Annotated in this window: 21 protein-coding genes and 1 tRNA gene; 9 read left to right on the forward strand and 13 right to left on the reverse strand. The window is 65.3% G+C overall.

Going from position 1 to position 21,708, the window contains the following annotated elements; translation table 11 throughout:
- Positions 1 to 69 precede the first annotated feature (69 nt).
- Together GTK09_RS24000 and GTK09_RS24005 are read left to right on the forward strand one after the other, a co-directional pair.
- Positions 70 to 1,602: a sensor histidine kinase gene (locus GTK09_RS24000; protein ID WP_163465942.1), complete on the forward strand. Its 1,533-nt coding sequence runs from the start codon at positions 70 to 72 to the stop codon at positions 1,600 to 1,602.
- A gap of 31 nt (positions 1,603 to 1,633) precedes the next feature.
- Positions 1,634 to 1,978 (forward strand): response regulator, encoded by a 345-nt coding sequence (locus GTK09_RS24005; protein WP_246218103.1) that lies wholly within the window; start codon positions 1,634 to 1,636, stop codon positions 1,976 to 1,978.
- Between the two features lie 73 nt (positions 1,979 to 2,051).
- Here GTK09_RS24005 and GTK09_RS24010 read toward each other — a convergent pair whose 3' ends face one another.
- Positions 2,052 to 2,453 carry a hypothetical protein gene (locus GTK09_RS24010; RefSeq protein ID WP_163465943.1) on the reverse strand — a complete coding sequence of 134 codons (402 nt, stop codon included), beginning with the start codon at positions 2,451 to 2,453 and terminating at the stop codon, positions 2,052 to 2,054.
- A 149-nt stretch (positions 2,454 to 2,602) separates the two neighbouring features.
- Complete coding sequence (locus tag GTK09_RS24015) at positions 2,603 to 3,481, reverse strand: isocitrate lyase/PEP mutase family protein (RefSeq protein WP_163465944.1); 879 nt, start codon at positions 3,479 to 3,481, stop codon at positions 2,603 to 2,605.
- A gap of 277 nt (positions 3,482 to 3,758) precedes the next feature.
- Here GTK09_RS24015 and GTK09_RS24020 point away from each other — a divergent pair, with 277 nt between their 5' ends.
- Positions 3,759 to 4,538 carry a GntR family transcriptional regulator gene (locus tag GTK09_RS24020; protein WP_163465945.1) on the forward strand — a complete coding sequence of 260 codons (780 nt, stop codon included), beginning with the start codon at positions 3,759 to 3,761 and terminating at the stop codon, positions 4,536 to 4,538.
- A gap of 97 nt (positions 4,539 to 4,635) precedes the next feature.
- On the opposite strand, the gene GTK09_RS24025 is transcribed toward GTK09_RS24020, so the two are convergent.
- The 3 genes from GTK09_RS24025 to GTK09_RS24035 are packed head-to-tail and all read right to left on the reverse strand — an operon-like array spanning position 4,636 to position 8,301.
- Entirely contained in the window at positions 4,636 to 5,697 is a 1,062-nt protein-coding gene (locus GTK09_RS24025; protein ID WP_163465946.1) for a substrate-binding domain-containing protein, read from the reverse strand.
- Between the two features lie 58 nt (positions 5,698 to 5,755).
- A complete protein-coding gene (locus tag GTK09_RS24030; protein WP_163465947.1) occupies positions 5,756 to 6,745 on the reverse strand; it encodes an ABC transporter permease in 990 nt (329 codons plus the stop codon).
- Positions 6,742 to 8,301, reverse strand: coding sequence for a sugar ABC transporter ATP-binding protein (locus GTK09_RS24035; protein ID WP_163465948.1), 1,560 nt, complete (start codon positions 8,299 to 8,301; stop codon positions 6,742 to 6,744). The genes GTK09_RS24030 and GTK09_RS24035 overlap by 4 nt, the downstream gene beginning before the upstream one ends.
- Before the next feature lie 156 nt (positions 8,302 to 8,457).
- On the opposite strand from GTK09_RS24035, the gene mtnK reads away from it, so the two are divergent.
- Positions 8,458 to 9,762 carry an S-methyl-5-thioribose kinase gene (gene mtnK / locus GTK09_RS24040; protein ID WP_163465949.1) on the forward strand — a complete coding sequence of 435 codons (1,305 nt, stop codon included), beginning with the start codon at positions 8,458 to 8,460 and terminating at the stop codon, positions 9,760 to 9,762.
- Positions 9,759 to 10,865, forward strand: a complete 1,107-nt coding sequence (gene mtnA, locus GTK09_RS24045) for an S-methyl-5-thioribose-1-phosphate isomerase (protein WP_163465950.1) — start codon at positions 9,759 to 9,761, stop codon at positions 10,863 to 10,865. Before mtnK ends, mtnA begins: the two co-directional genes overlap by 4 nt.
- A gap of 19 nt (positions 10,866 to 10,884) precedes the next feature.
- Here mtnA and GTK09_RS24050 read toward each other — a convergent pair whose 3' ends face one another.
- The 7 genes from GTK09_RS24050 to GTK09_RS24080 form a co-directional block, all read right to left on the reverse strand.
- Positions 10,885 to 11,850 carry a sugar-binding transcriptional regulator gene (locus tag GTK09_RS24050; protein WP_163465951.1) on the reverse strand — a complete coding sequence of 322 codons (966 nt, stop codon included), beginning with the start codon at positions 11,848 to 11,850 and terminating at the stop codon, positions 10,885 to 10,887.
- A 145-nt stretch (positions 11,851 to 11,995) separates the two neighbouring features.
- Positions 11,996 to 12,760 carry an ABC transporter ATP-binding protein gene (locus GTK09_RS24055; protein ID WP_163465952.1) on the reverse strand — a complete coding sequence of 255 codons (765 nt, stop codon included), beginning with the start codon at positions 12,758 to 12,760 and terminating at the stop codon, positions 11,996 to 11,998.
- Positions 12,757 to 13,518, reverse strand: a complete 762-nt coding sequence (locus GTK09_RS24060; RefSeq protein WP_163465953.1) for an ABC transporter ATP-binding protein — start codon at positions 13,516 to 13,518, stop codon at positions 12,757 to 12,759. Before GTK09_RS24060 ends, GTK09_RS24055 begins: the two co-directional genes overlap by 4 nt.
- Before the next feature lie 13 nt (positions 13,519 to 13,531).
- Positions 13,532 to 14,656 carry a branched-chain amino acid ABC transporter permease gene (locus tag GTK09_RS24065; protein WP_163465963.1) on the reverse strand — a complete coding sequence of 375 codons (1,125 nt, stop codon included), beginning with the start codon at positions 14,654 to 14,656 and terminating at the stop codon, positions 13,532 to 13,534.
- Positions 14,657 to 14,761: 105 nt separating this feature from the next.
- Entirely contained in the window at positions 14,762 to 15,775 is a 1,014-nt protein-coding gene (locus GTK09_RS24070) for a branched-chain amino acid ABC transporter permease (RefSeq protein ID WP_163465954.1), read from the reverse strand.
- 224 nt (positions 15,776 to 15,999) lie between these two features.
- Positions 16,000 to 17,364 (reverse strand): substrate-binding protein, encoded by a 1,365-nt coding sequence (locus GTK09_RS24075; protein ID WP_163465955.1) that lies wholly within the window; start codon positions 17,362 to 17,364, stop codon positions 16,000 to 16,002.
- A 259-nt stretch (positions 17,365 to 17,623) separates the two neighbouring features.
- Complete coding sequence (locus tag GTK09_RS24080; RefSeq protein ID WP_163465964.1) at positions 17,624 to 18,607, reverse strand: zinc ABC transporter substrate-binding protein; 984 nt, start codon at positions 18,605 to 18,607, stop codon at positions 17,624 to 17,626.
- A 283-nt stretch (positions 18,608 to 18,890) separates the two neighbouring features.
- On the opposite strand from GTK09_RS24080, the gene GTK09_RS24085 reads away from it, so the two are divergent.
- The 4 genes from GTK09_RS24085 (at position 18,891) to GTK09_RS24100 (ending at position 21,214) form a co-directional block, all read left to right on the forward strand.
- Positions 18,891 to 19,796 (forward strand): ATP-binding cassette domain-containing protein, encoded by a 906-nt coding sequence (locus GTK09_RS24085; protein ID WP_163465956.1) that lies wholly within the window; start codon positions 18,891 to 18,893, stop codon positions 19,794 to 19,796.
- The gene (locus GTK09_RS24090; RefSeq protein WP_163465957.1) at positions 19,789 to 20,610 is read left to right on the forward strand and encodes a metal ABC transporter permease; all 822 of its coding nucleotides are present in this window, start codon (positions 19,789 to 19,791) and stop codon (positions 20,608 to 20,610) included. The genes GTK09_RS24085 and GTK09_RS24090 overlap by 8 nt, the downstream gene beginning before the upstream one ends.
- The gene (locus tag GTK09_RS24095; protein WP_163465958.1) at positions 20,607 to 21,041 is read left to right on the forward strand and encodes a Fur family transcriptional regulator; all 435 of its coding nucleotides are present in this window, start codon (positions 20,607 to 20,609) and stop codon (positions 21,039 to 21,041) included. The genes GTK09_RS24090 and GTK09_RS24095 overlap by 4 nt, the downstream gene beginning before the upstream one ends.
- A gap of 96 nt (positions 21,042 to 21,137) precedes the next feature.
- A tRNA-Pro gene (locus GTK09_RS24100) sits at positions 21,138 to 21,214 on the forward strand.
- Between the two features lie 44 nt (positions 21,215 to 21,258).
- Here GTK09_RS24100 and GTK09_RS24105 read toward each other — a convergent pair.
- The coding region (locus tag GTK09_RS24105) for an integrase core domain-containing protein (protein WP_163465959.1) at positions 21,259 to 21,708 on the reverse strand (450 nt) is incomplete at its 5' end.

The following is a 21,708-nucleotide window of genomic DNA, read 5'->3' on the forward strand; positions in this document are numbered from 1 at the left end:
TGTCTCTCATACGCCGCGGCGGCGCAGCACCGAAGATTGGGCTGCGACCGTGCGGAAAGAGTTCATCGAATGACTGATGCAAGAACGCCGGATGCAAGGGTGGGCGGCCGATCGAACGCCGCCATCGACCATGGTTCGGCAGTGGACTTCTTTCGCGTGTTCGATCTCAGCACGTCGCCGCACATGATACTCGACCGCGAGCTTCGCTTCGTGGCGGTCAATCGCGCCTACGAAAAAGTGACGATGCGGTCTCGGGAAGAGCTGATCGGTAACAAGCTGTTCGACATGTTCCCGGAGCGCAGCGAAGCGCAGGACCGGCTGAACGCCTCGATCGTGACGGCGTTCGAGACAGGCGAGCCGGACACGATCGCGCTCATTCCCTACGAACTCGATCGGCCGGCCGCCCAAGGCGGCGGACGGGAATTGCGCTATTGGAGCGCGACGCACACGCCGCTTCTCGATTCCAACGGCCGCGTCGTCCACGTGATTCAGAATACCAATGACGTGACCGAGATCGCCAAGATGCGACCGTCTGGCCACGTCGCTGGTCATCCCGCGACGGCGGAATTGGCGCTCTGGCGAAACGCCGAGGCCGTCGAGGAGGCCTATCAGCAGACCCTCGCGGAGAACGAGGAGTTTCACCGTCTGTTCAGCCAGGCGCCTGGCATGATCGCGGTGTTCGAAGGGCGGGAGATGCTGGCGACCTTCGTCAGCGATACGTTCTCCCGCTTCGTCGGCCAGCGCCCGATCGTCGCAAGGCCGTTGCTCGAAGCCGTTCCGGAACTCGCCGGCCAGGAGTTCGTGGCCATGCTGACGGAGGCGATCGAGGCGGGCGCGAGCGTGACCCGCGAGGGACTGGCGATCCGCATTCGTCGCGTCTCCGACAATCTGGAGGAGACGTCCTACGTCGACTTTTTCTGCAATCCCGTCCGCGACGCGGACGGGATGATCTATGGGGTCTTCGTCCAGGGCGTCGACCGGACGGAGGCGATGCGGGCGGTGCATCATCAGCGCATGCTGATGGACGAGCTCAATCACCGTGTGAAGAATACCCTGGCCACGATTCAGTCGATGGCCCGGCAGAGCTTTCGCGATCCAGGCGATCTCGACAACGCGCGCTATGCTTTCGAGGCGCGGATCATGGCTCTCAGCCGGGTCCACAACGTTCTCGCCGACCGGCGCTGGGAAGCCGTTCCACTGACGGCCCTGTTCTGCGACAACGTGCAGGGGATCGACCCCGCCAGGATCGAGTGCCGCGGCGAGGAGTTGCTGCTTTCGCCGAAGACCGGCGTCGCCTTGGCCATCGTCAGCCATGAGCTGTTCGCCAATGCCCGTCGGTACGGGGCATTGTGTGACGCCGACGGTCGTGTCGAGATCGGCTGGGTCTTCGATCGCGCGGCGCCGGACAGGCTGGCGATGACCTGGCGCGAAGTTCGGTCGAGGAAATTCGACACCTCGCTGCGCCCGGGTATGGGGCTGCGTATTCTGAGAAGCATCGTCGAAGGTGAGCTTGGGGGCAGCTTGGCTATTGAACTTACTGAAGCCGGTCTCATTTGCACATTCGAGGTGGGATTGACGGAGGCCGCGGGCTTTGCAGGTTGAGGTGGCGCAAATGGGGGTGCGGATCGAGGGTATGCGTGTCCTCGTCGTCGAGGACGAGAGCTTGGTGGCGCTGCAACTCGAGGACATGTTGCTGGATCTGGGCTGCCTGGTCGTGGGACCGGCGATGCGCCTTCGCGCGGCGGGCGAACTCCTCGATTCCGGCGTCGGCATCGATTGTGCGGTGCTTGACGTCAACGTCTGCGGCGAGATGGTCTATCCCATTGCCGAACGCCTCGCGGAAATGGGAATTCCGTTCATCTTCGCGACGGGCTACGGGCGAGACGGCGTCGATCGGCGCTGGACCAGCGTGCCGATTCTCCAGAAGCCCTACACGTCTGACGAGATCGGCGAGTCCCTGGCGCTCTGCCTGCAGTGAACGGTGTCTTCCGCCCCTGATGGCGGCGGCCTTGCGTCAACCGACGTCCCGCGCTTCGCGGACGGCAGCTGCGCTACTCGTCGGGCGTTCCTACGAGGAAGAGAACCAGAGCCCGCTCGGAAATCGTCCGCTCCGCGAGTTCGACTTCGGCACAGGCAGTGCGAAGCGCCGCGTGTCTTCCGACAGGCGCAAGCAGAACCAGCCTTGCGCTGACACCTCGAACGGCAGCGCAGAGCTGCATTGACGGTCCGGCGTCGCCGTCGAGTGCGACGATGACGCTCGAAAATCTGCCCCGCGCCAGGCGATCCGGCACCATCGTCTGATCTTCGACGATCGTCACGCGCGCGCCCGCCGCTTCGAGGCCGTCGGCGATCTTCAAGGCTTCCGCGTGGCGCGCCGCGCAGAGGAGGATGTCCCGGCCCGCAAGAAGACTTGGCCAGTCGAACCGATCGAAGCTGTCGAGACCGCGGCCCATCGGGAGATCCCTCATGTCGTCACATCTGGATCATAGCAGACGGAGGCTCGATCGGGATGGCCTGCGCCGTGGAATGATCGGAGGCGGAGCGGCAGCCCACGTTCGAGACCGTCGTCTGTTTTAGGGGAAGGCCCTGGTGTTCCGACGGCTCACTCTGCGGCCGTCGTATCGGGCCGAGCATAACGTTTCTCGAACTCCCAGACGTCCGCAAAGCCGAGAAGCTCGCTGAACCTGGAGAAGTCGTAGAGGTCGACGGCGTCGGTAGTCTCGCCATTGGTCTGAAGGTCGGCATAGGCCCTTTGCAAGGCTGCGCCCATCGACAGGAAGCCTACGGCGGGATGGATGCCGATCGCATAGCCGAGCTCTTGAAGCCGGTCGGCCGGAAGGAGTGGCGTGCGGCCGCCATTGACCATGTTGGCCAAGAGCGGCGCATCGATCTCCTCGCAGACGCGCCGCATCTCCTCCTCGCTTTCCGGGGATTCGACGAAAACGACGTCGGCACCGGCCTTCGCGAAGGCCCGGCCGCGGCGGATCGCCTCGTCGATGCCGTGGGCGGTGCGCGCATCCGTGCGGGCGATGATCAGGAAGTCGTCGCTCTTGCGACTGTCGACCGCGACCTCGATCTTCTGCAGCATGTCGGCCAGCGGAATCACCCGCCGGTTCGGCGTATGGCCGCACTTCTTGGGGAATTCCTGGTCTTCCAGCTGGATCGCCGAAACGCCCGCCTGCTCGTAGCCCCGCACCGTGTGACGGACGTTGAGCAGACCGCCATAGCCGGTGTCTGCATCGGCGATGACTGGGGTCTTCGTGCGCTCGACGATCGTCGCGATACGACCGAGCATGTCGGTGTAGGTGGCGAGCCCGGCATCCGGTAGGCCGAGAGCGGACGCGACGGTGCCATAGCCGGTGACGTAAAGGGCCTTGAAGCCGAGCCTATCGGCAATCATCGCCGAGATCAGTTCGAATACGCCGGGTGCCGTGATGAATTCGCCGGAGACGAGGGCTTTTTTCAGGGCTGGATCGGCCATGTCGGTGGTCCTCTTTACTGCACGTTCGTTCCGGCATCGGCACGTTACTCCGGCCGAGAAAAGGCCGCATGTCACGACACACTCGCCCCCGCTGGCGGCTCGTTTGGCCGAGTTCGGGACAGGGTCGAAGGCTGCCGGCCTCCTGGCCTTGGTCCCGGAGCCGGAGATTGATAAGCATCAATTGCCATGTCGGGCTCGGATTTGTCCAGACACATTTCGGCAGATGGCGACATGGCGCGATGAGGCCGGACTGCCTCGGGGCAGGAGAGGGATGGGAATGACCCGCGATACGGGAACGGCCTCTAAGACCAGTGCCGCCGCGGCAAACACCGGGCCTCGGTATCTGCGCATCCAGCGCATGCTGGCCGGGCGCATCGAGAGCGGCGCCTATCCGGTCGGTTCGCTGATGCCGACCGAAAGCGATCTCGGCGAGGAATTCGCCACCAGTCGCTTTACCGTCCGCGAGGCGCTGCGCTGCCTGACGGAGGACGGTTACGTCGAGCGTCGGCAGGGCATGGGGACCCGGGTGATCTCACTGAGGCCGCAGCGGCGCTACCATCAATCCTTCGAATCGCTGCAGGAGCTCTTTCAGGTGGCGGTGGATACCACCATGGTGGTGCTCGGCGACCAGCCGGTGGTCCTCGACGGAGAACTCGCCGAACGGGTCGGCGGCCGAGCCGGCGAGCGCTGGATACGCATCGACGGGGTACGATGGACCGCTCCGGGCGGACGGCCGATCTGTTACATCCAGAGCTATGTCCCCGAGCGCTTCGAGGCGCTGGTGCAGCAGTTTGCCGAGCACCGGGGACCGTTCTTCGATCTTCTGGAGCGCCGGTCGGGAGCAGCGATCGAGGAGGTGCAGCAGGAGATCAGGGCGGTCGAGATGCCGCTCGCCATCGCGCGTCAGCTCGGCCTGCCAGCGGGTGCCGCGTCGCTGCAGCTCCTGCGCCGATACGTCACTGCTGGCGCCATTCTGATCGCCTCCTTCAATTGGCACATCGCCGGGGAAATGACCTACAAGATGCGCATCAGGCGCGGGCGCCAGCAGCCGGACTAGTTCGGCGCTCCAGAGGCCGGGTGCCCGACCTCTGTCCGGCGGTGCGATCGGCAGACCCTCGCCACTCGACAACGCGAGCGGCGCGGGCACTCGCAGGCTACTTGCCGACCGTCGGCATCCATTCAGGCTTGGCGACGTCGGTTGATGCAAACTGAGGCAGTTTCTGAGAAAGCTGCTCCATGTTGTTGACGTCATTTTCCAAAAGCATGTCGCGCGTCACCAGCGTCGGCGGCACGACGACGTTGTGGCCCGGATCTTCGCCGGCGAGCAACATGGCCAGAGCCCGAACCGAGACCTCGCCGATCAGTTGCGGATTGGTCGCGGCCGTCGCCACCCACGCGCTCGGCTCCTCGCGCATCGCCTGGATGTCGGCGGTGGAGATGTCGGCGCTGTAGATCTTGATGTCGGAGGAAAGCCCGGCCTCGTCGACGGCGATCTTCACGCCCTTGGCGAACTCGTCATAGGGCGCGAAGACGACGGTGACGCCGGGATTGGCCCGCAGCACGGCCGAGGCCTGGTTGGCGACGGAATTGGCGATCGGGTTGTCGAGGGTGCCGAACTGGGCGACCTCCTTGATGCCGGCATATTGGTCCTTGAACTTCTTCCAGGTCTCGTCGCGACGGTCGAGCGGGGCGATGCCCGGCACGTAGACATAGGCCGCCTCGAAGCTCTCGCCGTTGTCCTTCACCGCCTGTTCGAGGGCGAGGCGGGCGAGATCGCGGTCGCTCTGCTCGATCTGCGGGACCTGGTCGTTCTCGACGTCGACGTCGAAGGCGACGACCTTGATGCCGGCATCGACGGCGCGCTGGACGGCAGCCGTCATCGATTCCGTCAGACCGTGCTGGACGATGATCCCGTCGACGCCAAGGGCGATCGCCTGGTCCACCATGTCGGCCTGCAACGCGGCATCCTGGCGGGAATCGAGGACGCGAAGCTCGACGCCGAGGGCCTTGGCCTGTTCCTGGGCACCGGTGAGATAGGCTTGGAAGAAGTCGCCGGTCGACAGATAGCGTACCAGGGCGATCGAGACGTTCTCCGGCTTGTCGAAGGGCGCCGGCCGATCCTGGGCGATGGCGGGCTGACCGCCGAGAAGCAGCGCCGTGGCGCCGCCGATGACGAGCCGGGTGAACCGGCGTCGCGTGACGTTCGTCAAATCCATCTTCATTTCCTCCCGATACGGCCCGGCCGTGGCCGCCGGGTCCTTTGACTGTCTGGCTTCAGCGCCCGGCGCGCCGTGTCAGCGAAAAGGTGAAAAGCAGCGCGACGACGAGAACGCCGCCCTTCACCGCGTCCTGCGTGTAGTAGGGGGCGTTCATCATCGTCAGCCCCTGCAGCAGCATGCCGACGAAGAGCGCGCCGATCAGCGTGCCGAACGCGTTCGGTTTGGCCGCGCCGAGCACGGCGAAGCCGATCAGCGCCGCCGCGACTGCGTCGAGTAGAAGGTTGTTGCCGGAAGAGACGTCGCCGCGCCCGACCCGTGCGGCGAGAAGGATGCCGCCGATGGAGGCGAAGGCGCCGGAGATCATGTAGGCGGCGATCTTGTAGCGGGCGACCGGCGCGCCGGCGAGGCGGCTCGCCTGCTCGTTGGAGCCGATGGCGTACATGACCCGGCCCCAGCGGGTGAATTCGAGAAAGACGAAGATCGCCACGGCGAGCGCCAGCATGACGACGACCGAGACGGGGAGGACGTCGAACAGCCGGGCCCGCCCGAGGGCGAGGAAGCTCGGATCGAAGCTGCCGGTGGCGGTCGTGCTGTCGGGCAGCGTCATGCCGCGGGCGATCGAGCGGCCGGCGGTCGGCACCAGCTGCAGGCCGAGCAGGAGAAACATCGTGCCGAGTGTCGCCAGGAGATCGGGAACCCGGCCGTAGACGATGATGAGGCCATTGAGGAGGCCCGCGAGGAGGCCGAAGGCGATGCATAGAAGGACCGTCTCGGTGGTCCCCCAGCCCCAGATCACCATGGCGTAGGAGGCTGCCATCATCGACGAGGCGGCGACCGAGCCGATCGACAGGTCGAAGCCGCCGACGACCAGCGTCCCCGTCACGCCGAGGGCGAGGATCGCGGTGATCGCCACCGACTGGAAGACGAAGACCAGGGAGCGCACCGACATGAATGCCGGCTGCGCCGCGTAGAAGAACAGCGCCAGGGCGACGAGGAGGACGAAGAACCCGTAGCGGATGGAGAGGTCACGGACGGCGAGCGTCATCCAGCGGCACTTTCGAGACGGTTTTCCGAATGGACGGGAGCGGCGCCGAGGTCGCCGGCGACCTCGGCGAGAAGTCGCGACAGGTCGAAGCCTGGCCCCGTCCGGTGGTCGCCGACGATGGTGTGATCGGACATCACGAGGATCCGGTCGGCGACTTCGAGCGCCTCGTCGATCTCGGAGACGAGGACCAGCGTCGCGCGATCGCCGGCGGTCTCGCGCAGCCGTCGGGCGATGTCGCCGCGGGCTTTGATGTCGACGCCCTGGAACGGCTCGTCGAGGATCAGGAGCTTTGAGGCTTCCGCCAGCCAGCGGCCGACGACGACCTTCTGCTGGTTGCCGCCCGACAGTGTCGCCATGTCGTCGGTTTCGCCTTGGCAGACGATGGAGAGATCGGCGATGGTCCGGCGCGCCTTTTGGCGCTCGCCCGACCGGTCGACGAAGCCGGCCCGCGAGCGATGCCTGAGGAAGGGCAAAGAGAGGTTCCGGGCGATGTCGAAGCCCGGCACGATCGAACTCGTCGCCCGATCCTTGCCGGCCATGAAGACGCCTGCCTCGATCGCCGCGCCGCAGTCGCGTGGGGTGTAGGGCTTTCCCATCAGCCGCATCTGGCCCGATACGGCCTGGCCGAGGCCGAAGATCATCTCGGCAAGCCGGCTCTTGCCGGTGCCGACGAGGCCGGTGATCGCGGTGACCTCGCCGGCATCGAGGGTGAAGGAAAACGGCCGCGACCAGCTCGTCAGGCGAACGTTCTCCAGCGACAGGACGGGGCGCGTTCCGGTTCGGATCGCTTCGCCGTCGCGCTGGATCGGGGCGCCGAGCATCGCCGTCACCGCGCCCTCGAAATCCAGCGGTGGCCGGAACTCGCCGGTGATGCGGCCGTCGCGCAAGGTGACGATCCGGTCGGCGAGGCGGCGGATGTCCGACATCCGGTGGGTGATGTAGAGGATGGCGACGCCGCGGGCCTTCAGCATCTCGACGATGCCGAACAGTCGTTCGGCCTCGCGCTGCGACAGCGAGGAGGTCGGCTCGTCGAGGACGAGCACCTTGGGCTCTTCGGCCAGCGCCCGGCAGATGGCGACGAGTTGTCGGTCGGCGAGCGGGATCTCGCTGACGGCGCGATCGAGCGGCAGCGACAGGCCGAGGATCGCCTGGATCGTCTCCGCTTCACGCCGCGCCCGGCGCGGCGAATAGATCGCGCCGGTCCTGCCGGAGCACAGCCGGTCGAGAAGGAGATTCTGCGCGACCGAAAGATCCGGTGCCACGGCGTCGTTGATCTGCTGGTGGACGACAGAGAGCCCCGCCCCGACGGCGTCGATCGGACGAGCCGGCAAATACGGCCGCCCGGCGAGTGTCATGCGCCCGGCGTCGGGCGAAAGGACGCCCGCGATGATCTTGACGAGTGTCGACTTGCCGGCGCCGTTCGCGCCCATCAGCACGAGGACTTCCCCCGGCGAAACGGCGAGGTCGACGTTTCTCAAGACACGGTTCTGCCCGAACGCCCGCTCTAGCCCGGTGATTTCCAGCACGGGCGGCGCGCCAGTCTCTCCCTCGGTCATTCCGTTTCAGTCCTCCCGGATGCGACCGTATGCCAAACGTGTTTTAAGTCAACTGCAATTGACAATCGCAAAATGGGACGTAAGGCCTATGGACGCTCGGATTGCCGCAGGTATTGATAGACTGCTGCACATCGGGGCGGAAGCGGGAGGGTTCGAATGATCGCGAGGAGCGAAGGGCGTCTGGCGCAAGACCGCAGTTACAGGGCTTTCGACGTCGACAGCGTCAAGGAATACGTCGTCGGTCAAGAAGAGGTCGCGGAGCGGCTTGGAACGGCGAAACCCGACGAGATACGCGCCCGTGAAGTCGGTGACGGCAATCTCAACCTGGTCTTCATCGTCGAAGGGCCGAACGGCGCCGTGGTGGTCAAGCAGGCGCTCCCGTATGTGCGGCTGGTCGGCGACAGCTGGCCGCTTCCGCTCAAGCGCGCCTATTTCGAATGGAACGCCCTGACGCGCCAGGCGGCACACCAGGCCCATCGGCTGCCGCGGCTCTTCCATTTCGATGCGCTCAACGCGCTCATGGTCATGGAGTACCTGGCGCCGCACATCATCCTCCGCAAAGAGCTGATCGCCGGCAAGCGCTTCGGCCATCTGGCCGAGCACATCGGGGTTTTCCTCGCCGAGACGCTGTTCCACGGATCGGACCTCTATCTCGACACGGCGAAGAAGAAGGCCGACATGGCGCTGTTCGCCGACAATGTCGAACTGTGTGCGATCACCGAAAATGTGGTCTTCACCGACCCCTATTTCGACGCGCCGCTGAACCGTTGGACCCGGCCGCAGATGGACGGGCCGGCGCGCGCCCTGCAGAGCGACAGGGCGGTGAAGGTCGGCGTCCAGGAGATGCTCTGTTGCTTCACGACGAAGAGCGAGGCGCTCCTCCACGGCGATCTCCACACCGGATCCGTCATGGTCACGGCGACGGATACGCGCATTATTGATCCGGAATTCGCCTTTTACGGCCCGATGGGCTTCGACGTCGGCGCATTCTTCGCCAATCTCTTCCTGGCCTACTTCGCGCAGGACGGGCATGAGTCCTATCCCGACGAACGCGATACCTATGGCGAATGGCTGCTCGAGACCGCGGAAAGCGTCTGGTCGGTGTTCGCCGAGAGATTTGCCAGGCTGTGGCGCGAGGAGCGCAGAGGGATCCTCTATCCGAGAACCCTCTTCGAGGATGTCGGCGACGAGACCGGATCGACGGTCGGTCTGCATCGGTTCCTCGGAGGGGTGTTCGAGGATGCCGTCGGCTTTGCCGGAGCCAAGATGGTCCGCCGCCTCGTCGGGCTCGCCCATGTCGAGGACATGGAATCGATCGGCGATCCGGACAGGCGCGCCGCCTGCGAGGCGAAGGCGCTGCTCATGGGCCGGGAGCTTCTCGTCAACCGCACGACATTCGGCGACATCTACGGCCTCAGCTGCCTTGCCCGGGCGGTCCGCCGCGAAAGGAACCTTCTATGAGAATCGGCGACCGCGACTTCCGTTCGATCTGGCCCGGCGGAGACGGCGAGAGCGTCCGGATCATTGACCAGACGAAACTGCCCCACGCCCTCGAAATCGTTTCCCTTTCGGGGCTCGACGACGCGGCGAAGGCGATCGCAGACATGTGGGTGCGCGGCGCTCCGCTGATCGGCGCGACGGCGGCCTACGGCATGGCGCTGGCATTGCGGCAAGATCCCTCCGACGCCGGGCTGGGACATGCCTACGAGAGGCTCCACGCCACGCGGCCGACGGCGATCAACCTGCGCTGGGCGCTCGACCGCGTGCGCCTCGCGATCGGCAGGCTGCCACCACGGGAGAGGGCGCAGGCTGCCTGGCACCTCGCCGCGGAAATCTGCGACGAAGATGCTGCGACTAACCGGCAGATCGGTGAGAACGGGCTCGCGCTCATCGAGGCGATTGCCCGGCAAAAGCCGGCGGGCGAACCGGTCAACGTCCTTACCCACTGCAATGCCGGCTGGCTGGCAACCGTCGACTGGGGCACGGCGACGGCGCCGATCTATCTCGCCCACGACAAGGGGATCGCGGTCCACGTCTATGTCGACGAGACGCGGCCGCGCAATCAGGGGGCCGGACTGACCGCCTTCGAGCTCGGCAATCACGGCGTGCCGCACACACTCGTCGTCGACAATGCCGGCGGGCACCTGATGCAGCACGGCATGGTGGATCTCTGCATCGTCGGCTCGGACCGCACGACGGCTCAGGGCGACGTCTGCAACAAGATCGGCACCTATCTAAAGGCGCTTGCTGCCCGGGACAACGGTGTGCCCTTCTATGCCGCACTGCCAGTCTCGACCGTCGACTGGACGGTGCGGGACGGCGTTGCCGAGATCCCGATCGAACAGCGCGGCGGCGAGGAAGTCTCGCATGTCGTCGGCATGAGCGATCGCGGCGTGGTCGAGCGGGTGCGCATCGCCCCGGAGAGGACACCGGTCGCCAACTACGCCTTCGACGTGACGCCGGCCCGGCTCGTCTCCGGCCTGATCACCGAGCGCGGCGTCTGCGAGGCCAGCGAAGCCGGCCTTGCCGCGCTGTTTCCGGAGCTGGCACGCAAAAGGGCCTGACGCCGCCGAGGCTGGAACTTCAATCCGCCAGTTCGAGCACGGCTTCGGCCGTCGGCTCGTCGGTAACGAGATGGGTGACGTAGCCGGCCGCCAAGGCGCCGCGCATCGCCGGGGCGCGGTCCGGGCCTGAGGCGACCAGCATGCCGGCGGCAAGTCCGGCCAGTCGATCCGGCGTCACGCCGATCATCCGGTCGTCGAGCGCGCCTTCGACATGCGTGCCCGAGGCGTCGATGAAGCGGCCGCAGAGGACGCCGACCGCGCCGTTGCGGGCGTAGTCTTCGACATCCTCCAGGGTGGCGATGCCGCTTCTGACGACGTGGCTCTCTGCATCCATTGAGCCGACGGCGAAGATCGCCTTGCGCATCGTTTCGAGCAGCGTGAAATGCTGGCGGATCAAGGGTTCGTCGCGCAGGATCGCGGCCGCTTCGGGCGAGGAGAGGGCGGCCGGGGCATAAAGGTTCATCACCCGGCCGGAGAGCTTCAAGGCGACGTTGGTCGAACAGCCTTCGGAGGTGAAGATGTAGGGGCTCGGCATCGAGCCGACCATCTGGACGACGGTGAGATCGGCGATGACCCGCGGCAGCATCCGTTCGGCCATCTCGTAGATGGTCTCGCCCCAGGAGACGCCGAGGACGTCTCCCGGCTCGACGAAGTCCGGGCAATAGCGGGCGGCGGCGAGCGCCACGGAGGAAAGCGAGGCGGACTGGCCCGGGACGACCAGCGCCGCGGCCAGACCGAAGCGCTCGCGCAGGGCGACCGACAGACGCTGGCGATTGAACACCGCCAGATCGACCCTTAGTTCGACATAGCCCTGTTCGCGGGCCTGCTGCAGGTAGTTGACGATCGTGGCGCGGGAAACAGCGAGCCGATCGGCGATCCGACTCTGGTTCCATTCTTCGACGTAGTAGAGCCAAGCCGCTTCGAGGAGGCTGTCCTCGACCGGCCGGCCGCGACTGCGGCGAACCGGATCGTCGCTTGGAAGCATCGGCGCCTTGATCCCCGACTTGCGTTGACGTCGCGGCGAGCATCCACCACGGGCAGCGACGGCGCAAGTGTGGGATCAAGAACGTGACACGCAACCTCATCGGTCATGTCCGGCGATATCTCGCCGACGATCGGTGCATGCAAGATCAGACGGCGAGATACTCCATTCGGAGGTCTTCGTTGTCGATGATCTCTTTCGCCAGCCCGTCGAAGACGACCTCGCCCATGTCGAGAATGATGGCGCGATCGGCGAGATGAAGGGCGGCGATGGCGTTCTGCTCGACGAGGATGGTGGTGATGCCGATCTCCTTAATCTCCTCGAGGATCTTCTCAATCTCCTTGACGATGACCGGCGCCAGGCCCTCGTAGGGCTCGTCGAGCAGCAGCAGCTTAACCTCGCGAGCAAGCGCCCGCGCCACCGCGAGCATCTGCTGCTCGCCGCCGGACATGGTGGTGCCTTCCTGGTTCCGCCGCTCGGCAAGCCGCGGGAAGTGGCCGTAGATGCGATCGAGGTCCCAGCCGACCGGTGGCTCGATGCGGGCGAGCTTGAGGTTTTCCTCCACCGTCAGGCCAGCGATGATCCGCCGGTCCTCCGGCACGAGCTGAACGCCGGCTCTGGCCGCCTGGTAGGACTGCATCTCGTGCAAAGCCTCGCCGTCGAGCCAGATCTCGCCCTGCTTCAGTTCCGGCGAACCGGCCCGGGCGATGGTCCGCAGCGTCGAGGTCTTGCCGGCGCCGTTGCGGCCGAGGAGGGCGAGGATCTCGCCATGGCGGACGTCGAAGGAGACGCCCTGGACGATATAGCTCTCGCCGTAATAGGCGTGCATGTTGCGCGCCGAGAAGTAAGGCCGACCCGCGGCGTCGTTCGACGGGGCAGACGCGCCGGATGGGCGGGCGAGTGTCTGGCTCATAGATGGGCTCCGCCGAGATAGGCTTCCTGGACCTTCGGGCTCGCCTTGATCTCCTCGGGCGTGCCCTCGGCGATCACCGTCCCCTGCGCCATCACGCTGACCTTGTCGGCCAGCGAGAAGACCACGTGCATGTCGTGTTCGATGATCACCTTGGTAATGCCGCGCTCGGCGATCTTCTTCAGAAGGTCCACCGTGTTGTTGGTGTCGGCGCGCGACATGCCGGCGGTCGGCTCGTCGAGGAGCAGCAGCTTGGGATGCTGGACGAGGCACATGGCCAGTTCCAGCCGCCGCTTGTCGCCTCGCGACATGGAATTGACCAGCTGGTCGCGCTGGTCCCACAGATTGAGGTCGTCGAGGATGTGCTCGGCCTCCTCGCGCACGGCGCCCCGCTCGCGCGCCCGGCTCCAGGCGTTGATGCGGAACGCCCCGTCCTTGCGGGCGAAGGCCGGGATCATGACGTTCTCCATCACGGAGAGTTCGCCGAAGATTTCCGGCGTCTGGAAGACGCGGGCGATGCCGGCCTGGTTGATCTGATGCGGCTTGTGGCCGAGCAGGGAGCCGCCGTCGAAGGTGACGGAACCCTCGTCGGGGATGATGCGCCCGACGAGGCAGTTGAGCAGCGTCGACTTGCCGGCCCCGTTCGGCCCGATGATCGCGTGGACGCTGCCCTGGCGGACGTTGAGATTGACGTCGTCGAGGGCGCGCAGGCCGCCGAAGCGTTTCGACACGCCCTTGATCGAGAGAATTTCGCTGGTCATGGCGTTCCTGTCCTCAGTGGCCGGCATGGGCGGCGGTATCAGCTGCGCCACGATCGCCCTTGAAGCGACCGCTCACGCGGCGAAGGCCCTCCATGATCCCGCCGGGCAGGAAGATGACCACGAGCATGAACATAAGGCCGAGGGTCAGGTGCCAGCCCTCGCCGACGAAGGGCGAGACGATCGTCACCATGAAGTCCTGCAGGCCGCTGGGGAGAAAGTCGAAAGCGCGGTGCAGGAACCCTTCGTTGAACGACGAGAAGATCTGCTCGAGATACTTCATCACCGCAGCGCCGATCACCGGGCCGAGCAGCGTGCCGACGCCGCCGAGAATGGTCATCAGCACCACTTCGCCCGAGGCCGTCCATTGCATGCGGTCGGCGCCTGCGAGGGGATCGGTCACCGCCAGGAGACCGCCGGCAAGCCCGGCATACATGCCGGATATCACGAAGGCCGCGAGCAGATAGGGCCGGGTGGCGAAACCGGTGTAGTTCATCCGGTTCTGGTTCGACTTGATAGCGAAGAGCATCAGCCCAAAGGTCGAGTTGCGGATGCGCATTGTCAGGAAGAAAGCCAGGATCAAGAGGATCGCGCAGAAGTAGAAGCCCGGCCAGCCCTGTAGTTCCATGCCGAAGAAGTCCGGCGTGCCGCGCCCCGAGGGTGACCCGAACATGTGGTCGAGGATGCGCGGATCGGAGCCCGAGACCTGCAGGCCGGTCTCGCCGTTGGTGATCGGCGTCAGCACCGAATAGGCGAGATTGTAGGACATCTGCGCGAAGGCGAGGGTCAGGATCGAGAAGTAGATGCCCGAACGACGAAGGCTGACATAGCCGATCAGGAGCGCGAAGACGCCGGCGACGGCGATGGCGAAGATGAGCGCGATCAGCGCATTCATCGACAACAGTTTGAACATCCAGACGGCGGCGTAGGAGCCGGTCCCGAGAAAGGCGGCGTGGCCGAACGAAAGGTAGCCGGAGAAGCCGAACAGGATGTTGAAGCCGAGGGCGAAGATCCCGAAGATCGCGAACTTCTGCAGAATGTCCGGATAGCCGGCGCCGATCGGCGCGAGCCAGATCGGCATGGTGAGGATGGCGAGCGCGAAGATCGCCAGGAGGAGATAGTCGCTGCGGCTCGAACTCATGAAGCCGCGCAGGCCTTCGCCCTTCGGCGCGTGGCTTTCGGCAGGGCTGCGGCCCATGCCCTTGCTCATGTTCTTGTCGCGGGTCATGACGCTTTCGCTCATCGATCAGGCCTCCATGACGCCGCGGCGACCCATCAAGCCGCGGGGTCGAACCAGAAGCACCACGACAGCGACGAGATAGATGATGATCTGGTCGATCCCCGGGACGATCGACTTTATTTCGGTCATCGAGGCGAGGGACTGAAGGATACCGAGCAGGAAGCCCGCGAGCACCGCTCCGGGGAGCGAGCCCATGCCGCCGACGACGACGACGACGAAGGATAGGACGAGGAAATCCATGCCGAGATGGTAGTTCGGCGCGAGGATCGGCGTGTACATCACCCCGGCAAGGCCGGCGACGGCGGATGCGATGCCGAAGACGATGGTGAACTTGCGGCCGATATTGATGCCGAGGAGCCCGACCGTCTCCCGGTCCGCCATGCCGGCTCGCACCACCATGCCGAAGGTGGTCAGCTGCAGGAAGGCGAAGACCATGCTGATCACGGCCAGCGAAAACAGGAAGTAGACGATCCGCCACATCGGGTAGCTGATGTTCGAGGCGCCGACGAGGGCGCCGATGTCGGCGCTGCCGGCGAGGGCGGGCGGTGCCGTCATCGGGATCGGGTTGGCGCCGAAGAAGTATTTGACGATCTCCTGCAGGACGATCGCGAGGCCGAAAGTGACGAGGATCTGCTCGGCATGGCTGCGCTTGTAGAAGAAGCGGATCAGCCCGCGCTCCATTGCAAAGCCGATGAGTACCATGACGGGAATGGCGAGCAGGATGGACAGGGGCACCGCCCAGTCGACGATCGCCTGGCCGGTGTCGCCGTACCACAGCGTCAGATAAGGGATTTCCTTGTAGGCCTCGAAGAAGGTCACGCTCTCGTCGCGGACCCGCTCGGAGATCGTCAGCAGCCTGGAAAATGTCACGGCGCAGAAGGCGCCGAGCATGAACAGCGCGCCATGCGCGAAGTTCACCACGCCGAGCGTGCCGAAGATGAGCGTCAGGCCGAGAGCGATCAGCGCATAGGCGCCGCCCTTATCGAGCCCGTTGAGGATCTGAAGTATGATGGCGTCCATCGAGCCTACCAGTGAACCTTCCGCCGACGTCTGAAAGATGCGGGTGCACCGCCGTGCCGCATCGTCAGCACCGTTCGGCTTTCCGAGAGAGGTATCTGCCACCTTGCGCGCCGGCGCCTCAGCTAACCTTTGCGTCAGCGTTGGCACCAAGACCGCCCGTCCGATTTCGAGCGATCGGGCGGGCGGCGTTTCCGCCACCCGCCCGAGGCCTCATCGACCGGCCGTCAGGCCGCGCAGCCCTTGACTTCGTAAGGGCCTAGATCACCGCCGAAGATCGACGCATCGTAGGTGACCTGATCGCGCGGCACGATCTTGACGATCTCCATGAGATCGAACTGGTTGGTCGGGTTTTCCTTGCCGCGCACCACGAGCACGTCCTTGAAGCACTGGTGGTCGGACCCGCGGTAGAGCGTCGGGCCGTTGCCCATGCCGTCGAACTCGAAGTCTTCCAGCGCCTTGATCAGCTCCGGCGGATAGAAGGTCCCGGCCTTTTCGGCGGCGTTGGCATAGAGCAGCGTCTGGACGTAGCAGGTCTGGGCGGCCTGCGAGGGCGGCGAGCCGTAGGCTTCGCCGAACGACTTGGCGAGGATCTTGGACGGCTCGTTGTCGAGCTTCCAGTCCCAGTTGGCGGTGCCGAGGATGCCCTTCACCGCCTCGCCGGCGCCCTGGGCCATCAGTTCGGAGAACAAAGGCACGACGATCTCGAACTGCTTGCCGCCGACCTGCTTCGACTTCATGTCGAACTGCGTCACGGCCTGGCGCAGCGAATTGACCATGTCGCCGCCGTAATGGTTCAGGATCAGGACGTCGGCGCCCGAGTTCAGGACCGGCGTCAGATACTGCGAGAAGTCGCCCGCGCCGAGCGGCGTGCGCACGGCCTCGACCGTCTCCCAGCCGAGGGCCTCGGTGGCGTTCTTGATCGACTCTTCCTGGGTCCAACCCCAGGTGTAATCCGCCGTCAGGTGATAGGCCTTGCGGTCCTTGCCGTATTCTTCGGCGAGGACCGGGCCGAGCGCCTGTCCGGACATGTAGGCGTTGAAGAAGTGGCGGAAGCCGTAGCGCCGCTTGTCCTTGCCGGTGGTGTCGTTGGAGTGGGTGAGACCGGCCATGAACATGACGCCCATGTCCTGGCAGAGCGACTGCACCGCGACGGCGACGCCCGAGGACGAGCCGCCGGAAATCATGATCGCTTTGTCGGCCTCGATCATGCGCTTGGCGGAAGCGCGGGCGGCGTCCGACTTGGTCTGGGTGTCGCCGGTGACGAAGGCCACCTTCTTGCCGAGGATGCCGTTGCCCTTCAGGCTGGAAGGCTGCAGCGTCTTGACGAGCCCGCCGTCGCCCTCGCCATTGAGATGCTGGACCGCCAGCTGGAAGGCGCGCAACTCGTCGGCGCCTTCGTCGGCATAGGGGCCGGACTGCGGCACGTTGAAGCCGAGGACGACGTTGCCGCCGGTCGGATTGTTGCAGAACGCCTGATCCTGCGACCAGGCGTTGCGCACGAAGAAGTGCGGGGTCGCCAGACCGGCTCCGAGCGCAGCGCTCGTCTTCAGAAGTCTGCGGCGGCTCCAGGCCGACGTATCAATAGCCATGCTTCTCCTCCCGAATTGAAGATCGAACAGTGATGGCCACGAGCCGTCTCCTCCCGTATCGGGACCACCACGAATTCCTACCTATCGTCTACGAGAGGATGAATTCAGGCTATAATACTTTGGACTAAAGACCCTGATCGCACCGACGTCACGCCAGGATGTTGCTGCGCCGAAGGATACTTCTTGCAGCGCAGCAATTCATGGCGCGAGTTACTCTTGCAACGGTTCCTCCGTCAGCGGAACTCGCCGATCCGCAGGGTCAGCCATTGCCGAAGCAGTCGCTCAACCCCTTGGCGATGTTGCGGATGAGGGTCGGGTAGAGGTCTGGTCCGTCCGGGAGATCGGCGCCCAGGGGATCGAGCACCCCGACCTTCGCGGCCGTGCCCTCGGTGACCGTCGTGACGATGCTCGGCTCGAACTCCGGCTCGGTGAAGACGCAGGAGGCGCCGATGCCTGCAAGCTTGTCCTTGATCTCCCGAATGCGCGCTGCGCCGGGGGCTCGGTCGGGGCTGACGGTAATCGCACCGGCGGCCGGCACGTCGAATCGCTGCTCGAAATACTGGTAGGCGTCGTGGAAAACGACGAAGGGCTTCTTCTGCGAGCCCTGCAGCTCCGCCCTCACGTCCCGTTCCAGAGCCTCAAGGCGCGCGACATAGGCCTCGGCATTGTTGCGATAGGCTTCCGCATGTGCCGGGTCGACTTTCTCCAGGGTCGCGGCGATCGCCTTGGTCATCGCGACGGCGTTTTCCGGGTCGAGCCAGACGTGCTCGTTGATGCCGGTCTGGCCGTGATCATGGCCATGGTCGTGGTCGTCGTCGTCAGCGGCACCTTCCTCGTGATCGTGATCGTGGTCGTGATCGTCCTCTGCCGCGGCGTGGTCGTGATCGTCATCGTCCGGCTCGAACATCGCGCCCGTCCGGGCGTTGAGCTTCTCGACACCCTCGGCGTCCCAAAGGGCGACGATCTCGGCATCGCTGCCGAGCGAGCCGATCGGCTTGACCAAGAAGCTCTCGAGCTGTGGCCCGATCCAGAAGATCGCCTTCGCGTCGGAAAGGGCGCTCGCATCGGATGGCTTCAGCGCCGCCGTGTGTGGGGAGGCGGCGCCCTTGACGATGAGATAGGGCTCGCCCACCCCTTGCATCACCGCCGAGACGAGCGAATCCACCGGCTTGATCGAGGTGACCACCTTCGGCGCCTCGTCTGCCTTGGCCGGGGCCGAGGCCAGGGCGATGCCGGCGATCATTGCAGCGACGAGCGCCTTGGCGGCGAGAAAGCCACCGCCCGCACCCACCGATGCGTTGGGTACAGACGCTTTCAGGCCCGACCCGCGGCCTCGGAAGCTGCGCTGCACCCAGGCTCGTGGGCGGTGTGGTTCCAGGTCGGAGGATTCGGCAGGGCCGGATGGCGGCGCCACGCGGTTTCCAGGATGAGACATCGAGTTGGACTCCAATGTTATATCATTACATAATTTGCGTTATGCTATTACATATGGCATAGCAACCCCCGAAACGGACGATTTGAAGAAGATGACAGACTCAGTCTCGCGCCGACCCGCCGACCCGTTGATCGACATGCGCGGCGTCGGGGTGTTTCGTTCGCGCCGCTGGCTGGTGCGCGGCGTCGATCTCGGGATCCGCCCGGGCGAGATCGTCACGCTGATCGGGCCGAACGGCTCCGGCAAGACGACGACGGCCAAGACCGCCGTCGGCATTCTGAAGCCTGACGCAGGACATGTCGCTCGCGCCCGCGATCTCGTCGTCGGCTACGTTCCGCAGAAGCTTTCGGTCGACCGTTCGCTGCCGCTGAGCGTCGCGCGGATGATGACGCTGACGGCGCGGGTCACCGCCCGAACCATCGAGGCGGCGCTCGATAAGGTCGGGATCGCCCATCTGGCGAAGGCGCAGGTGCACGATCTGTCGGGCGGCGAGTTCCAGCGGGCGCTGCTGGCCCGCGCCATGCTGCGCCGGCCGGGTCTCCTCGTCCTCGACGAGCCGGTGCAGGGCGTCGACTTCTCCGGCGAGATCGCGCTTTACGAACTGATTTCGGAGCTCCGGGACAGCGAGGGCTGCGCGGTTCTGCTGATTTCCCACGATCTTCACGTCGTCATGGCCAAGACCGACCGGGTGATCTGCCTCAATGGTCATGTCTGCTGCGAGGGCAGCCCGAGTTCGGTCGCAGCCTCGCCTGCCTATCGGCAGCTGTTCGGCAACCGCGCCGCGGAGGCTCTTGCCGTCTATCGCCACCGCCACGACCACACCCATCTGCCGGACGGCGAGATCAGCTATTCCGACCATCACGACCATCACGACCATCGTCTCGGGGATGGACCGTGCGACCACGCGCACGGAAGGCCGCACCAGGCCGACGAGGCCGGGCGGGCCGGCGGCGATGACGAGACCAGCGACCGCTCCATGGAGCACAATCATGCTTGACGACTTCTTCACCCGCGCGCTTCTCGCCGGCCTCGGCATCGCGGTCATCGCCGGCCCGCTCGGCTGCTTCGTCGTCTGGCGGCGGATGGCCTATTTCGGCGACACCATGGCGCATTCGGCGCTGCTTGGCATCGCGCTGGCGCTGGCTTTCGAATGGGCGACGCTGCCGGCGGTCTTCCTGATCGCGGCCTTGGTCTCGCTGGCGCTGATTCTGCTGCAGCGACGGGGTGGGCTTTCGACCGATTCGCTGCTCGGCATCCTTTCTCATTCGACGTTGGCGATCGGCCTCGTGGCGCTCGCCTTCATGCCCTGGGTGCGGGTCGATCTCCTCGGCTATCTGTTCGGCGACATCCTGGCGGTCACGCGGGCCGATCTGGCGGCGATCTGGGGCGGCACGGCCGTCGTCGGTGTGGCGCTCGTCCTGCTGTGGCGGCCGCTGCTGGCGGGCACGGTGAACGCGGAACTGGCGAGCGCCGAGGGGCAATCGCCGGAACTCGCGCGCGCTGCCTTCATGCTGCTTCTCGCCTTCGTCATCGCCATTGCCATGAAGATCGTCGGCATCCTCCTGATCACTGCGCTCCTGATCATTCCGGCCGCCACGGCGCGGCGCTTCTCCGCCTCGCCGGAGACGATGGCGCTGGTCGCGGGGCTGGTCGGCGCGATGGCCTCGACGGGGGGGCTCTATCTCTCGCTCGGCTACGATACGCCGTCCGGCCCCTCGATCGTCGTTGCCGCCTTGATCTTGTTTCTGCTCGCCCTTCTGCCGCTGCCGAAACTTCCGCGCCGCAGAGCGACGGAGGAGCAGACGCCATGACCCCCAAGCCGACGCTGACCCGCAATCAGACGCTGGTGCTCCAGACGCTCACGGCCGCCGTCGAGCCGCTCAGCGCCTATGCCATTCTCGACCGCCTGCGAGGCGAGGGGTTCCGCGCACCGCTGCAGGTCTATCGCGCTCTCGACAAGCTCTTGGAGACAGGCCTCGTCCACCGGCTCGACAGCTTGAAGGCCTTCGTCGCCTGCTCGCATCCTCACCAACACGGCGGCGAGGAGATGGTGGCCTTCGCGATCTGCGAGAGCTGCGGCGGGGTCTGGGAATTCTCCGATTCGAAGATCGAGGACCGCTTCAGCGCCTGGGCCGAGGCGGAAGGCTTTCTGACCAGGACGACGACGCTCGAGATTTCCGGCCTTTGCGCCACGTGCCGCCAGCGCGCAGACGCCGCCGCGGCCGCCGAGGCCGGCGCTTGAGCCGCGCCGCGGCGCGGCAGGCGAGGAATTTGCAGGAATCGCCATCGCATGCTTGCGGTCCGGGAAAGGCCCCGTTATATACCGCGCCGCAGGTCACGGAGTGTAGCGCAGCCTGGTAGCGCACCTCGTTCGGGACGAGGGGGTCGCAGGTTCGAATCCTGCCACTCCGACCAGCAAAATTCATGTCCGACCCGGAGACATGGGTAACAGAACGTCCCTAAGACATGGGTGACAATCTCGTGCCGAACGGATTGTCGATGGTCTGCAAGGTTCTCTGTTCCAGGTCGATGTATCCGAGATCGTAGCTCATGAAGCTGACGATCCAAATGCCTTCGTCGATCTCCTTGATGCCGAGCCTCTGACCGGCCATGACGGTGGAGACATTGATCTTCTTTCTATGCATGCAGATCCGCCCGCAGGCGGTGACGAGGATATCGCGGTCGTGGAAGGGATATTCGACCTCCGGCAGCCCGTGACAGGCTTTTGAAGAGGGACGATACACCTCGTCAGGCGTCTTCATGTCGAGTGCTTCATGCGGAGGTTCGTGATTGAATTCGCTGACGAATTCATCGAAGCGGGCCTGCTGTTGCAGAATGTTCGCGCCGGGCGGTCGCGTCGTTTCCGTCTTCAAGGTCAGATGCATCCGTTCGTGGCGACCGTTCTGTTG

Source organism: Jiella pacifica, from assembly GCF_010500815.1.
GTDB lineage: Bacteria > Pseudomonadota > Alphaproteobacteria > Rhizobiales > Rhizobiaceae > Jiella > Jiella pacifica.